Here is a 13,348-nt window from a genome sequence, read left to right on the forward strand (position 1 = left end):
CGGCTACGCTCCCCACGTGGCTGAGATCCAGATTCCCGCTGACATCAAGCCCGCCGACGGTCGTTTCGGCGCGGGCCCCTCCAAGGTGCGGACGGAAGCGCTGGACGCGCTGGCCGCGACCGGAGCCTCCCTCCTCGGCACCTCCCACCGCCAGGCCCCCGTCAAGAACCTGGTCGGCCAGGTGCGCGAGGGCATCCGCGAGCTGTTCCGGCTCCCCGAGGGCTACGAGGTCGTCCTCGGCAACGGCGGCTCGACCGCCTTCTGGGACATCGCGACCCACGGCCTGATCGAGAACAGGTCGCAGCACCTCACCTTCGGCGAGTTCAGCTCGAAGTTCGCGAAGGCCGCCAAGCTCGCCCCGTGGCTCGCCGACCCGTCCGTCGTCGCCGCCGACCCGGGCACCCACCCGGAGCCGGCCGCCGAGGCGGGCGTCGACGTGTACGCCTTCACCCACAACGAGACCTCGACCGGCGTCGCCATGCCGATCCGGCGCGTGGCCGGCGCGGACGAGGGCTCCCTGGTCCTGGTCGACGCCACCTCCGGCGCCGGCGGCCTGCCGGTGGACATCGCCGAGACGGACGTCTACTACTTCGCGCCGCAGAAGTCCTTCGCCTCCGACGGCGGTCTGTGGATCGGCGTGTTCTCCCCGGCCGCGATCGAGCGCGCCGAGCGCGTCCACGCCTCCGGGCGGCACGTCCCGGAGTTCTTCTCGCTGCCGACGGCGATCGACAACTCCCGCAAGAACCAGACGTACAACACCCCGGCCCTCGCGACCCTCTTCCTGCTCAACCAGCAGCTGGAGTGGATCAACGGCCAGGGCGGTCTGGACTTCGCGGTCGGCCGCACCGCGACGTCCTCCCGGACGCTGTACGGCTGGGCCGAGGACGCCAAGTACGCCAACCCGTTCGTCACCGACCCGGCCAAGCGCTCGCAGGTCATCGGCACGATCGACTTCGCGGACGAGATCGACGCCGCGGCCGTCGCCAAGGTCCTGCGCGCCAACGGCGTCGTCGACACCGAGCCCTACCGCAAGCTCGGCCGCAACCAGCTGCGCGTGGCGATGTTCCCGGCGGTCGACCCGGCGGACGTCGAGGCCCTGACGAAGTGCGTCGACTTCGTCATCGAGAAGCTGTAGCCAGACCCCCGCGAAGGGCGCCCCGCGACGGTCCGCGGGGCGCCCTTCGCACGTCACCGGGCCCGCGGCCCGCACTGCCGGGCCGTCACCTGCTCAGCCGCTGGAACCTGCGGACGGCGAGCGGCAGGAACAGTGCCGTCAGGACCACCGGCCAGACCCCCGCCATCAGCAGGGCGTGCTGCTCGATCCAGGAGTCGCCCGCCCCGCCCGGCGTCCCGAACAGCTCGCGCGTGGCCGCGGCCGTCGAGGAGATGGGGTTCCAGGCCGCCACCCAGCCCAGCCAGTCGGGCATCAGCTGCGGGGCGACGAAGACGCTGGAGATCATCGTGAGCGGGAAGGCGACCGCGAACAGCCCGCCCGCGGCCTCCGGGTTGGGCACCATCAGCCCCAGCCACACCCCGGTCCAGATCAGCGCGAACCGCAGCCACAGCAGCAGGGCGAACGCGCCGAGGAAGCCGAACCCGCCGTCCGGCCGCCAGCCCATCGCGAGGGCCGTCAGCATCATGATCGCCAACTCGGCGCAGGCGGTGAGCAGATCGGTGATCCCGCGCCCGGCGACCACCGCGGAGGAGGCCATCGGCATGGAGCGGAACCGGTCGATGACGCCCTTGGTGGCGTCGTGGACGACCATGGTCGCGGTGTTGATGAAGCCGAACGCCATCGTCATCACGAACATGCCCGGCATCAGGAAGTCCTTGTAGTCCCCGCCTCCCGGCACCTGCATGGCGCTGCCGAAGACATAGCCGTACAGCAGCACGGACACGATCGGGAAGCCGAGCTGCCAGAGGATGTTGACCGGCTGGCGCCGGTAGTGGGTCAGGCCCCGGCGCACGATGTTCCCGACGTCGGCGAGGGTCCAGTACAGCCTGCCGCGGTCGCGCGGCGCGCTCAGGTCCACTGCGGTCATGCCGCGGCCCCCTCGGTGGTCTTGTCCGTACGCTGTCCGGTCAGGCGCAGGAAGACGTCGTCGAGGCTGGGCCTGCGCAGCCCGATGTCCTCGACCCGGACGCCCTCGTCCTGGAGCGTGCGCGCGACCTCGGTCAGGGCGGCGACCCGGTCGAGGACGGGCGCGTGCACCCGCAACTCGCCTTCCTCCGCCTCGGGTTCGCCGTCCGAGACCCGGGCGACGACCTTCACGGCCCGCGGCAGGTCGGACCGCTCGGCCACCACGACCTCGATCCGGTCGCCACCGACGCGGTTCTTCAGCCCGTCCGGGGTGTCGTCGGCGATGGACCGGCCCCGGTCGATGACGGTGACGCGCGAGGCCAGCCGGTCGGCCTCCTCCAGATACTGCGTGGTCAGCAGGACGGTCGTGCCGCCGGCCACCAACGCCCTCACGGCGTCCCAGACCTCGCCGCGGCCGCGCGGGTCGAGTCCGGTCGTCGGCTCGTCGAGGAAGAGCACGGCCGGCGCCAGGATCATCGACGCCGCGAGGTCCAGGCGGCGCCGCATGCCGCCGCTGTACTCGCCGACACCCTTGTCCGCCGCGTCGGCCAGGTCGAACCGCGCCAGCAGTTCGGCCGCGCGCGCACGGGCCCGCCTGCCGCCCAGGTGGAAGAGCCTGCCGAACATCTCCAGGTTCTGCCGCCCGGTCAGCACCTCGTCCACGGCCGCGTACTGCCCGGTGAGGCCGATCCGCGACCGCACCTCGCGCTGCCGCCGCGCCACGTCCAGGCCCGCCACCGCCGCCCGGCCGCCGTCCAGCCGGATCAGCGTGGACAGGATGCGCACGGCGGTGGTCTTGCCCGCGCCGTTCGGCCCGAGCAGGCCGTGCACGGTGCCCTCCCGCACGGCCAGGTCGAAGCCGTCGAGCGCGCGCTTGCCGCCGTAGCGCTTCTCCAGCCCCTCGGCCCGCACCGCGAGTCCGTCGTCGCCCATGGGTCCCCCTCTCCTTCATTGAGTACACCGTACTCGATAACGCGTACATCGTACTCAGTTTTTGGCGGGGGCCTAAGCTGAACCGCATGACGAGCGGCAAGGGCGGTACGGAGACCAGCGGCAGCGGCGACGTCGTGCGCACCATGGAGCTGCTGTGGGACACCGGCCGGCGACCGAGCCGCGGGCCCAAGCCCGCCCTCACCCTGGACCGCATCGTGGCGGCTGCCGTCCGGGTCGCGGACGCCGAGGGCCTGGAGGCGGTGTCCATGCGCCGGGTCGCCGCCGAGGTCGGCACCGGCACCATGTCGCTCTACCGGTACGTCCCCGGCAAGGGCGAACTGCTCGACCTGATGCTCGACCGCGTCCAGCGCCCCTCGCGGGACCCGGCCGACCCCGGCACGGACGGCTGGCGCACCGCCCTGGAGGCGATGGCCCGCGCGACCCTCGACCTCTACCGCCGCCACCCCTGGCTGCTCCAGGTCAACCAGTCACGCCCGATCCTCGGCCCGAGCGCCCTGGAGAGCACGGAGGCGATGCTCGCCCGCATCAAGCCGACGGGGCTGAGCGACCCGGAGCTGATCTCGGCGATCGTCATGATCGACGCCTATGTCGCCGGGGCCGCGCGCACCCAGCTCTACCAGCGGGAGGCCGAGCACCGGACCGGCCTGACGGACACCGAGTTCTGGCAGGCGCAGGCGCCGACGCTGGAGAAGGCCATGGCCTCCGGCCGCTACCCCCTGCTCGCCTCCCTCGACGAGGGCACCTGGGGCGGCGGCTTCGACCACTTCGAGTTCGGGCTCCAGCGCATCCTGGACGGCCTGGAGGTGTTCGTGGCCCGCCGCCCGGGGACGGACGGCGCCCCGCCCCCGCCCGCCGCCGGATAGCCGCCTCAGCCCCGGCGGAACAGCCGCCGCAGCCCGAAGAGCGCCACGACCGCCACCAGCACGGCGACGCCGCCGACCTTGATGTCCCCGCCCGCGCCGCCGCCCCCGCCACCGCCGCCGGCACCCCCCGAGGACGCCGGCCCCCCGCCGGAGGACGCCCCGGAGGAGCCCGGGGCGTCCTTCGCGACCACCGCGCTGTCCGCGCCCTCGCTGCCCAGCATGAGCTTGGTCCCGTCGACCGAGTAGGTGGCCGACTCCCCCTGCCCGAGCGGCACGCTGATGCGCTCGCGCCGCTTGAGCTTCCCGCCGTTCCAGTCGTAGGCGATGCCGCCGAAGTACCCGCGCACGGCGAGCGTCCCGCCGTCCGGCGAGAAGGCGGCGTCGGTGGCCCACAGGTCGACGGGCGTGGTGGGCCGGAAGACGTTCGCGCCCGACGGGGAGAGCCTGGCCGGCCCCTCGTACAGGTGCCCGCCGTTCTCCTGCTTGTCGATGATGTACACGCGCCCGGTCCTGGGATGCACCACCATCGACTCGGCGTCGCGGCTCCCGTCGGAGTACTTCACCACGTACTGCGTGGCCCGGATCGTCTGGTCCTTCAGCACCTTGGGCTCGGGCAGCCGGTAGATCCACACGTACGGCCACTGCACGCCGTCGTTGTCGCCGATGTCGCCGACGTAGAGCTGGTTGTCCGGGCCCATGGAGATCGCCTCGACGTCCCGCGGGGTGCCCACGCCGGTCATGGTGATCCTGGCGACGGTCCTGCCGGTGGCGCTGTCGACGGCGTAGAGGAAGGCGCCCTCGTCCTGGTCGTTGTGGGTCCAGTAGACGCCCTTGTGCTGGCGGGAGGCGGCCAGGCCGCTGGACTCGGTGATCCGCGGGTCCCCGATCGTGAAGTCCCGGTCGCCGTCGGCGGCGGACGCGGGCACGGTGAACGCGGCGGTGATCAGGACCCCGGCGAGCAGGGCGAGCGGTCGGCGCATGTCCCAAGCCTGCCATCAGGCGCGGCGGTTCGGCGGCGGAGGGCCCTCCGGGGCCCGCCCGGCGCGTGGCGGGCTTCACACCCCGCCGGTCCCTGCCACCGGGCGGAGATCGTCCATCATGAGCGGATGCTCAGGTTCATGCCCGTCGGCGACTCCATGACCATCGGCAGCGCCGGCGAACACACGTGGCGCTACCGCATGTGGCAGCACCTGCGCGACACGTACGGCGGTCCCTTCGCGCTGGTCGGCCCGCGCGAGGCGCTGCACGACAAGGCGACCGACACGCCCACGTCGTACGAGTACGCCGACCCCGCCTTCCCCCGCGCCCACCTGGCCGGCTGGGGCGAGGGCTGGGTGCACATGGCCCCGCTGATCGGCGAGGCGGTGCGCGCGCACCGGGCCGACGTGCTGCTGGTCTCGCTGGGCCTGATCGACCTCGGCTTCTACACCGACGCGGAGCAGACGGCCCACAACGTAAGGGAGTTCGTCGCCGGCGCGCGCTCGGCGAACCCGCGGGTGCGCGTCGTCGCCCTGCCGGTGATCCCGAACGTCCGCGCCGAGACCGACGCCCCCTTCGCCGCGCAGGTCGCCCGCTTCAACGAACTGCTGGCCAAGGCGGTCGCCGACCTGGACGAGCCCCGCTCGCCCCTGCTCCTGGCCTCCCCGCCGCCGTCGTACGACATCACCTTCGACACCTACGACGGCACCCACCCGAACGCGCGCGGCGAGCACCTGATCGCGGAGGCGTTCGCGGGGGCGATGCACCAGGCGTGGGACCTGGGCGAGCCCTACACCCCCCGCTGACCCCTTGCCCGGAGCGCACTCCACACCGCTAGCGTGGCTGCCATGGAGTACACGCAGCTCGGACGCACGGGACTCAAGGTCAGCCGACTCGTCCTCGGCACGATGAACTTCGGTCCGCAGACCGGCGAGGCCGACAGCCACGCGATCATGGACGCGGCGCTCGACGCCGGCATCAACTACTTCGACACCGCCAACCGGCAATTTTGACGCCAGGTTCCGCAGCAGCGCATCGCTGACGCTCACCGCTCCTGCGGACCCCGAGTGGAAACGACGAAGCCGCCGCCTCCCACTCGCCTCGAACGCAAGCAGAAGGCGACGACTCCGACACAGACCCGCTACCTCACCATGCGAAGGCTTCGGGAGACGGTCCGGGACCGGGGAAGATCTCGTCCAGAGACGTCAGCAGTTCCTCGCTCAGCTCCAGCTGTAGGGCGCGCAGCGCCGAGTCCAGCTGCTCCTGCGTGCGAGGGCCGACGATCGGGCCGGTGACGCCGGGGCGGGTCAGCAGCCAGGCCAGTGCCGCCTCACCGGGCTCGAGGCCGTGCTTGTCGAGGAGGTTCTCGTACGCCTGGATCTGCTCGCGTGTCTTGGTGTCCTTGAGCGCGTCGGCAGCGCGGCCGCTCGCCCGGCGCCCCTGTGTGGCCTCCTTCTTGAGGACGCCGCCGAGCAGTCCTCCGTGCAGCGGAGACCAGGGGATGACACCGAGGCCGTAGTCCTGCGCGGCCGGGATGACCTCCATCTCGGCGCGGCGCTCAGCGAGGTTGTAGAGGCACTGCTCGCTGACCAGGCCCATGCGGCCGCGCCGGGCGGCGGTCTCGTTTGCCTGGGCGATCTTGTAGCCGGGGAAGTTGGACGACCCCGCGTAGAGGATCTTGCCCTGCTGGACCAGGACGTCGATCGCCTGCCAGATCTCCTCGAACGGCGTCGACCGGTCGATGTGATGGAACTGGTAGATGTCGATGTAGTCGGTCTGCAGCCGCTTGAGGGACGCGTCGACGGCCCGTCGGATGTTCACCGCGGAGAGCTTGTCGTGGTTGGGCCAGACGTCCCCGTCGCCCGCCATGTTCCCGTACACCTTGGTGGCGAGGACGACCTTGTCGCGCCGCCCGCCACCCTGGGCGAACCAAGTTCCGATGATCTCCTCGGTGCGGCCCTTGTTCTCACCCCACCCATAGACGTTGGCCGTATCCAGAATGTTCAGACCCGCGTCGAGAGCGGCGTCCATGATGCCGTGGCTGGTTGATTCGTCTGTCTGCGGACCGAAGTTCATCGTGCCGAGAACGAGTCGGCTGACCTTGAGTCCGGTGCGTCCGAGCTGGGTGTACTTCATGGGCCACAAGCCAACTGCTTCGAGTCCGCTCCAGGCAAGGGCATCAGGTTCCGCCGTCAGGAGTCGTCTCCGAGGTGCCGGTACAGCGTGGCCCGGGAGACGCCCAGAGCCTTGGCGATGGCACTGACGCTCTCTCCCTTCGCCTTCCTCGCGCGGGCCACGGTCAGCACGTCCTCGTTCACGACGGACGGCCGTCCGCCGGTACGCCCCTGCGCCTTGGCTGCGTCGAGTCCGGCGCGGGTGCGCTCCATGATGAGGCTGCGCTCGAACTCCGCCATGGCTCCTACCACCTGGAGCATGAGACGGCCATCGGCCGTGCTGGGGTCGATGTTGGCCAGTGCACCCGTGAGCACCTTGAACCCGATACCACGCTCCCGAAGCGTGTCGACCATGGTCACAAGGTCGATGAGCGACCGGGCGAAGCGGTCGAGCTTCCACACGCACAGAGTGTCGCCGGCGCGGGCGTAGTCGAGTGCTGACCGCAGCTCCGGCCGATCGGTGTTCTTGCCCGATGCTCTGTCCTCGAAGATCCGGGCGCAGCCTGCGGCCGTCAGCGCGTCGTGCTGCAACTGCGCTTCCTGGTCATCGGTGGAGACGCGGGCGTAACCGATGAGCTGACCGATGATCGTGTTCGTCGTCACGGCCGAGACTGTCTCAGAACTCATCTCAATACGTCAAGCCTGAGACTGGAGTTTCGAGACGGGTTTTGAACAGCGCTACACACCCCCTTCAGGAACGCTTGCCATCCCGTCTCACAAACCTTGGTTTTCGAGACGGCCGTTACTGGTCACACGGCGCCACGGTCGGGTGTCGCACCTCTGCCCGGTGTCGGACAGTGCTGCGCCCCGGTCGCCACGGCAAGGGGCTGTGGGCTTGTCTGCCGGTCTGTCGCTTCGCTCTCGCCGACTACCGAGGGCGCGGCCTGTCGACCGCTCACGCGGGTGCACAGCCGTTCGCCTTCCAAGGGATGCAGGGCCAGCCTGTCGACGGCGGAGCGAAGGCAGGGGCTCACGCTTGCCGGATCGACAGTGAACTTGCCGGATCGACAGTGAAGAGGAGGGCCGAGACAAGGCGAGAGGCCAACAGCGGAGAGGGGTGGGGTATGACCCCTTGGCGGGCGCTTGCCGACCGCCGGGTCTTACCGGCTCAAATCCTGCCACGGTTTCAGGGTCCTTCAGGTCGGCCCCTCCTCCAGGCAGTACGTGGCTGACCACAGACCACCACCGCGATCATGCACCGCGCGTCCCACCGGACCGGACCCGGACCAGCACCTGGTCGGCAAGCTCCTGCGGAGTCAACTCGCCGTCCAGAAAAACCGTGTCGCTGGGCAGGGCGTCGACTGCGGCCATGCACGACTCGATCCTGTCCTTGCACCAGCGCCGTACCCGTTCATCCTGCTCGGGGGTGTCTGGAGTGAAGCTCCGGCCCTCGATCCGCTTCTCCAGGACCTCTCGGGGGACCTTGAGGAAGAAGTGGTGAACACCGATGCCCGCATCCTCCAGAGCGTTGAAGATCTCATCGGCATACCCGGAGTTGACCAAAGTCATGGGGACAAGGATCGGACGGTGGTACTCCTCAACCAGCCCCACCGCCAGGTCGGCCACCTGCCGTCGCCACAACCGAAGATCCTGGAAGTCGCCGGTCGGCACCTCCACGATCTCCCGCAGCACAAAGCCGATCATCTCCGGGTCGTAGACCAGCGCCTCCGGCCAGCGCGGACGCAACTCGTCCACCAGCGTGCTCTTCCCGCTGCCGAACGCACCGTTCACCCAAACGATCAAAGCGATCTTCTCCCCCGTTGCCATGCCCGCGCGTCGGACCCCGGTGTGTTGGATCAGCATCCCGCTCGGATGGCTGGGGGTAAATTCCATCGGCGGAACATGCCCGAAAGATCGCTGAGCGGTGCCGAATCCCACCGTCAAGCGGGATCGGTTCACGGTGTCGAAACCACTTGCGCTGCCTCCTTGGCGACGGCGGGGGAGAGCAAGGAACGGAGCCTGACGGCCCTGCCTGTGGGGGCGCGGCAGCGCCTCCCTTGGTCTTGCTCCTGTCGGCCCCGGCGGGGCCGCTCTGTCGTAGCGGCTGCAGACTGTGGCGGCCGTTCGGCCGCCCATGCTCTCTACCGCTTCGCCGATGCCCGTCTTTTAGGGGCGCTACCGCGCCCCTACTGCGCTTGCCGTAGATCGAACGAGGCTTCCCTCTGTCGGCCCCCTTCGGGGCCGCAAGTGAGGACAAGAAGAAGAGAGAGGAAGCGAACGTTTCCGCAGGCCACTGGCAATGCCGGTACACGCCTGGCGTGTGCTGGCTACACGTACGATGTGTTGTTCACCGGTCTTGATGGACGCGGCACGGCACCGGAGCGCCCTTCCCCTTCTGGAAGAGGTGAGAACCAAGAACAAGGCAAGCGGCTCCCGACCGGGGCGATACAAGGTCGAGCCTCTTGGCGCGTGCGATCGCGTTGTTCGTGCTCTGGTCAGACAGGGGTTTTGCCGTCCTTGCCGAGGAGGGTGGCCAGCTTCCCAGGGGCGAAGGCTGCGTGCCCGTGACGGTCGGCCCATCCGATGGCGGCGAAGTGGACACGGTAGGCCAGCGGGTGTAGAGGGTCCTGCGCCTTGCGCTGGTATTCGCGCTGGGAGACTCCGCCCCACGGGCGGTCATGACCGAAGCTGATGGCCACTGGTTCGCGGCTCCTTCCTGTGAGGCGCACGAGGGTGCGCCGGCGACCCCGCCGGACGGCGGGACATGTGTCTCCCTTCTTCGCGGGGGTGCCGTGCGGGAGGCACGGCGCTTCACAGGTTGGGCGCCCAGGGCATCGGGCCTGGACTCGGTCTCTTGCGGTCGGGAGCGACGGCGGCGACCTGCCGGGCATCCTACAAACGCGCAGGAGGGCCCCGACCACAGGGCCCTCCTCGTCGCATGCAGTTGTCGGTCAGCCTTCGCTGTGGACCGCCGCCATGTTGCGCAGACGCTGCTTGAAGTCCATGGGGATCAGAACCTGAACCCTCCCGACTGGGTGTTGCCACATCCCGTCATGGCCATCGGGAGCCATGAGCTGCGCGGCGGTCATCCCGGGAATCGGCTCGGCATGGATGACGGCCTTGACCCCTGCGGCGCGTAGCTCCCTGCCCTTTTCGTGCTGGGTCGACAACGTGCTCCACCGTTCCCGGTAGGTCTCTCCTGTCGGGATCTCCTCCCAGGTGTCCGGGCGCGTGGGCTGCGCGATGAGCTGTTCACGTCGCGCGTCCAACCGCTTGTACGCCTCCCGGTACTCCTGCTTGCCCAGCTCACTGGAGTAGAGGCCCGCCTCGCGGTCCTCCCTCAGGTCCGAGAGGGCGCGGTTCACTTCCTCGATGTCGCGCGTGTAGTCCACGCCCGGCCGGAAGACCTTCCGGACGATCTCGACGTCCCCGGCAGCGAGGAGGAACGCTTTCCCCACGGCGTCCTCCAGCGTGTGCGCCGCGATGCCCTTGCTTCCGGTCGGACACGGCTTGTGCGTGGTACGGGAGGCGCATCGGTAGTAGGGCCAGTTACGGCCAGGGGCGAGATACGCCGGCTCCCCACATGTGCAGAACGCGACCTGGAGCAAGGGCGACCCACCCTTGCGGTTGCCGTTGCGCTTGCTGGTGTTCTCGTCCAGCTTCTTGTTGGCCAGCTCCCACTCCTCGTGCGTGATCAGAGGCTCCGCGCGCTGGAGGGGCTGGCCGTCCGCGTCCCGGACGACCCGGCGTCGTGTCGTCTTCTCCCCGTCGACCATCACCTCCTCGGACACCTCCATCTGCCCCAGGATGCAGCGGGAACGTACGACCTTGGCCGTGTTCGCGGCGGTCCAGCGGCTTCCCTTCGGGGTCTTGCCGTTACGGATCATCTGGGCGTCGAGTGACGTCGGGGTCTTCGACACGTCCTCGTTGAGCCACTGCGCGATGCTGTTCGCCGACTCGCCCGCGATGAGACGGCGGACGATCTCACGGAGCGTCCCGGCCGTGTCGGTCCCGTAGTCGTCCGGGACGAGCTTCCATCCGTCGCCGGTCTCCTGTTTCTCCTCCCGGTAACCGTACGGAGTTCGGCCGCCGCGCCAGCGCCCCTCCTTCACCAGGTGGTTGTACGAGGACTTGGCCCGCGCCTTGATGGCTTCGAGCTCCCCTTCCGCGAAGGACGCGATCAGGCTGAGGAGGAGCTTCCCCATCTGCGTGTTGAGGTTGATCCCGTCCTCGACGGTGGCGACCTCCTTGCCGTTCTTCTCGCACCACTCCAGGAGGGCGTGCACGTGGAGCACGCGTCGCGAGAGACGGTCGATCTTCAGCGCGCAGATGATGTCGTACTCGTCGGCGCGCGACTCCTCCACCGCGATCCGGTGCTCGATCGCGCTGACCTCCTTCCCGATGGTCGAGGGAAGCCACTTGCCGAACTCCGGACGCTTCCACGGCTCTACCCCGCCGGACACGTCGATGTCCTCGACCCACCCCACGACGACGTGCCCCTCCTGATCGGCCCATCGCTGGATGGACCGACGCTGACGCTCCGGCGATGTGGTCTCGTCCGACACCCTCGACAGACGGATCACACCCAGAACTCTCGCCATGCTCGTTCTCCCTCTCCCCTGTGTCACGCATCGCGCACAAGGGGTGACGGTATGCGGTTCGGATCATGGCGTCAAAATTGATCTTTGAACACCGCAAACGTGTACGGATGGGGCGAGGACAAGGGCCGTACCGAGTCGATCATCGGGAGCTGGTTCGCGAAGGGCGGCGAGCGGCGCGACAAGGTCGTGCTCGCCACCAAGGTCTACGGCAACATGGCCGCCGACGGCGAGGCGTGGCCCAACCACGACAAGCTGTCCGCGGTCAACATCCGCCGGGCCGTGGACGCCTCGCTGAAGCGGCTCGGGACCGACTACATCGACGTCTACCAGTTCCATCACATCGACCGCTCGACGCCGTTCGAGGAGATCTGGCAGGCGGTCGACGTCCTGGTCCAGCAGGGCAAGGTCCTCTACGCCGGGTCGTCCAACTTCCCCGGCTACAAGATCGCGCAGGCCAACGAGATCGCGGCCCGGCGCGGCGGCACCATCGGCCTGGTCAGCGAGCAGTGCCTGTACAACCTCTTCGAGCGGCGTGCCGAGATGGAGGTCGTGCCCGCCGCTCAGGAGTACGGGCTCGGTGTCATCCCCTGGTCGCCGCTGCACGGCGGGCTCCTCGGCGGCGTGCTGAAGAAGGCCGCGGAGGGCGGGCGCCGGGCGTCCGGGCGGGCCGCCGACACGCTGGCCGACCCCGCGGCCCGCGCGAGGATCCAGGCGTACGAGGATCTGCTCGACAAGCACGGGCTGGAGCCCGGCGAGGTCGCCCTGGCCTGGCTGCTGACCCGGCCCGGTGTGACCGGCCCGATCGTCGGCCCGCGGACCGCCGGTCAGCTGGAGTCGGCGCTGCGGGCGGTGGAGCTGGAGCTGGGCGAGGAGCTGCTGGCCGGGCTGGACGAGGTCTTCCCGGGCCCGGGGCCGTCCCCGGAGGCGTTCGCCTGGTAGGGACGCCCGGCCGGGCCCGTCGCGGTGGCGGGCGGAGCGCGCGGCGGCTACCCGCCGAACGCCGCCGCCACCGCGACGAGGACGAACATCAGCACGAGTGCACCGGCCATGATCCGGTTCCGGGTTTTCGGGTCCACGGTCCGAGACTAACCGGCCCCGCCGAGCGGCCGGCGGGCGACCGTCTCGTAGCGGGGCCGTGCGCCCGGCTCCGTGGAGCGGGGCAGGCGGCTGCGGACCAGCGCCAGCTCCCCCACCGTCCAGGTGCGGGTGCCGAACGGGGCGAGGGCGTCGAGGCAGGGCCGCAGGTCCAGCGGCTCCCGGCTGCGCGCGAGCGTCAGGTGGGCCCGGTAGCGGCGGTGCTCCCCCATGGGCACCCCCGCCTTGCGGGCCGCGGCCTCGCTGCGGTCCGCGAGCAGGCGCAGGGCGGGCAGGTCGCCCTCGGCGCCCGCCCACAGCGTCCGCCCGTGCCCGAACTGCCCCGCGCCGCGCAGCGCCAGCGGGAAGGCGGGGGTGCGGTGGGCGGCGCGCTCCAGGCGGGCCGACAGGCCGGGGAGGAGGTCGTCCCCGACCTCGCCGTAGAAGGCGAGGGTGAGGTGCCAGCCGGAGGGCGCGGTCCAGCGCAGCCGGTCCGCGCCGGGCAGCGCGCGCAGCCGGCCGACGGCGGCGGCGAGTTCGCCGGCGACGTCGTCGGGGGGCAGCACCGCGGCGAAGAGTCTCATGCCCCCAGTCTCGCCGCCGGGTCCCGTCCCCCGGGGCCGGACCGGGGGACGGGACCCGGGTCGTACGAGCGGGGTCCGCGCGCCCCGGGCCGGGCCCCGG

General features: G+C 70.3%; 13 protein-coding genes and 1 pseudogene. 5 read left to right on the forward strand and 9 right to left on the reverse strand.

Features of this window, described 5'->3' with window-relative positions; genetic code table 11:
* The first annotated feature begins 16 nt into the window (after positions 1 to 16).
* The gene (gene serC / locus SZN_RS10865) at positions 17 to 1,135 is read left to right on the forward strand and encodes a phosphoserine transaminase (protein ID WP_007494214.1); all 1,119 of its coding nucleotides are present in this window, start codon (positions 17 to 19) and stop codon (positions 1,133 to 1,135) included.
* An 85-nt stretch (positions 1,136 to 1,220) separates the two neighbouring features.
* Here serC and SZN_RS10870 read toward each other — a convergent pair whose 3' ends face one another.
* Positions 1,221 to 2,042 carry an ABC transporter permease gene (locus SZN_RS10870; RefSeq protein WP_007494216.1) on the reverse strand — a complete coding sequence of 274 codons (822 nt, stop codon included), beginning with the start codon at positions 2,040 to 2,042 and terminating at the stop codon, positions 1,221 to 1,223.
* Positions 2,039 to 3,013 (reverse strand): daunorubicin resistance protein DrrA family ABC transporter ATP-binding protein, encoded by a 975-nt coding sequence (locus tag SZN_RS10875; RefSeq protein ID WP_007494219.1) that lies wholly within the window; start codon positions 3,011 to 3,013, stop codon positions 2,039 to 2,041. The genes SZN_RS10870 and SZN_RS10875 overlap by 4 nt, the downstream gene beginning before the upstream one ends.
* 86 nt (positions 3,014 to 3,099) lie before the next feature.
* Between SZN_RS10875 and SZN_RS10880 the strand changes: the two genes are divergently transcribed.
* Positions 3,100 to 3,897 (forward strand): TetR/AcrR family transcriptional regulator, encoded by a 798-nt coding sequence (locus SZN_RS10880; RefSeq protein ID WP_007494220.1) that lies wholly within the window; start codon positions 3,100 to 3,102, stop codon positions 3,895 to 3,897.
* 5 nt (positions 3,898 to 3,902) lie between these two features.
* Here SZN_RS10880 and SZN_RS10885 read toward each other — a convergent pair whose 3' ends face one another.
* Positions 3,903 to 4,877, reverse strand: coding sequence for a hypothetical protein (locus SZN_RS10885; RefSeq protein WP_007494223.1), 975 nt, complete (start codon positions 4,875 to 4,877; stop codon positions 3,903 to 3,905).
* 126 nt (positions 4,878 to 5,003) lie between these two features.
* Between SZN_RS10885 and SZN_RS10890 the strand changes: the two genes are divergently transcribed.
* Positions 5,004 to 5,681, forward strand: coding sequence for an SGNH/GDSL hydrolase family protein (locus tag SZN_RS10890; RefSeq protein ID WP_007494225.1), 678 nt, complete (start codon positions 5,004 to 5,006; stop codon positions 5,679 to 5,681).
* Positions 5,682 to 5,723: 42 nt separating this feature from the next.
* Positions 5,724 to 5,876 (forward strand): annotated as a pseudogene (locus SZN_RS39685) (aldo/keto reductase); the annotation flags it as partial.
* A gap of 145 nt (positions 5,877 to 6,021) precedes the next feature.
* On the opposite strand, the gene SZN_RS10895 reads toward SZN_RS39685, so the two are convergent.
* The 5 genes from SZN_RS10895 to SZN_RS10915 all read right to left on the reverse strand — a co-directional run bounded on the left by SZN_RS10895 (position 6,022) and on the right by SZN_RS10915 (position 11,590).
* A complete protein-coding gene (locus SZN_RS10895) occupies positions 6,022 to 7,011 on the reverse strand; it encodes an aldo/keto reductase (protein WP_007494229.1) in 990 nt (329 codons plus the stop codon).
* 56 nt (positions 7,012 to 7,067) lie between these two features.
* Entirely contained in the window at positions 7,068 to 7,652 is a 585-nt protein-coding gene (locus tag SZN_RS10900; protein WP_007494230.1) for a recombinase family protein, read from the reverse strand.
* A 588-nt stretch (positions 7,653 to 8,240) separates the two neighbouring features.
* Complete coding sequence (locus SZN_RS10905) at positions 8,241 to 8,792, reverse strand: P-loop nucleotide/nucleoside kinase family protein (RefSeq protein ID WP_043729940.1); 552 nt, start codon at positions 8,790 to 8,792, stop codon at positions 8,241 to 8,243.
* A gap of 692 nt (positions 8,793 to 9,484) precedes the next feature.
* Positions 9,485 to 9,688, reverse strand: coding sequence for a hypothetical protein (locus SZN_RS40020; RefSeq protein WP_007494232.1), 204 nt, complete (start codon positions 9,686 to 9,688; stop codon positions 9,485 to 9,487).
* A gap of 252 nt (positions 9,689 to 9,940) precedes the next feature.
* Positions 9,941 to 11,590 carry a recombinase family protein gene (locus tag SZN_RS10915; protein WP_043729901.1) on the reverse strand — a complete coding sequence of 550 codons (1,650 nt, stop codon included), beginning with the start codon at positions 11,588 to 11,590 and terminating at the stop codon, positions 9,941 to 9,943.
* An 84-nt stretch (positions 11,591 to 11,674) separates the two neighbouring features.
* On the opposite strand from SZN_RS10915, the gene SZN_RS10920 reads away from it, so the two are divergent.
* A complete protein-coding gene (locus SZN_RS10920; RefSeq protein ID WP_078508528.1) occupies positions 11,675 to 12,529 on the forward strand; it encodes an aldo/keto reductase in 855 nt (284 codons plus the stop codon).
* Positions 12,530 to 12,675: 146 nt separating this feature from the next.
* Here SZN_RS10920 and thpR read toward each other — a convergent pair whose 3' ends face one another.
* On the reverse strand, positions 12,676 to 13,248 hold the full coding sequence (gene thpR / locus SZN_RS10925; protein WP_007494235.1) for an RNA 2',3'-cyclic phosphodiesterase: 573 nt from the start codon (positions 13,246 to 13,248) through the stop codon (positions 12,676 to 12,678).
* Between the last annotated feature and the right edge of the window lie 100 nt (positions 13,249 to 13,348).

The organism is Streptomyces zinciresistens K42, from assembly GCF_000225525.1.
In the GTDB taxonomy this organism is placed as follows: domain Bacteria; phylum Actinomycetota; class Actinomycetes; order Streptomycetales; family Streptomycetaceae; genus Streptomyces; species Streptomyces zinciresistens.

Bases quoted from the DNA above. Each gene is read 5' to 3' on its own strand.
- thpR (WP_007494235.1), bottom strand. From the start codon at position 13,248: ATGAGACTCTTCGCCGCGGTGCTGCCCCCCGACGACGTCGCCGGCGAA.
- SZN_RS10885 (WP_007494223.1), bottom strand. From the start codon at position 4,877: ATGCGCCGACCGCTCGCCCTGCTCGCCGGGGTCCTGATCACCGCCGCG.
- SZN_RS10915 (WP_043729901.1), bottom strand. From the start codon at position 11,590: ATGGCGAGAGTTCTGGGTGTGATCCGTCTGTCGAGGGTGTCGGACGAG.
- SZN_RS10875 (WP_007494219.1), bottom strand. From the start codon at position 3,013: ATGGGCGACGACGGACTCGCGGTGCGGGCCGAGGGGCTGGAGAAGCGC.
- SZN_RS10890 (WP_007494225.1), top strand. From the start codon at position 5,004: ATGCTCAGGTTCATGCCCGTCGGCGACTCCATGACCATCGGCAGCGCC.
- SZN_RS10870 (WP_007494216.1), bottom strand. From the start codon at position 2,042: ATGACCGCAGTGGACCTGAGCGCGCCGCGCGACCGCGGCAGGCTGTAC.
- SZN_RS10880 (WP_007494220.1), top strand. From the start codon at position 3,100: ATGACGAGCGGCAAGGGCGGTACGGAGACCAGCGGCAGCGGCGACGTC.
- SZN_RS10895 (WP_007494229.1), bottom strand. From the start codon at position 7,011: ATGAAGTACACCCAGCTCGGACGCACCGGACTCAAGGTCAGCCGACTC.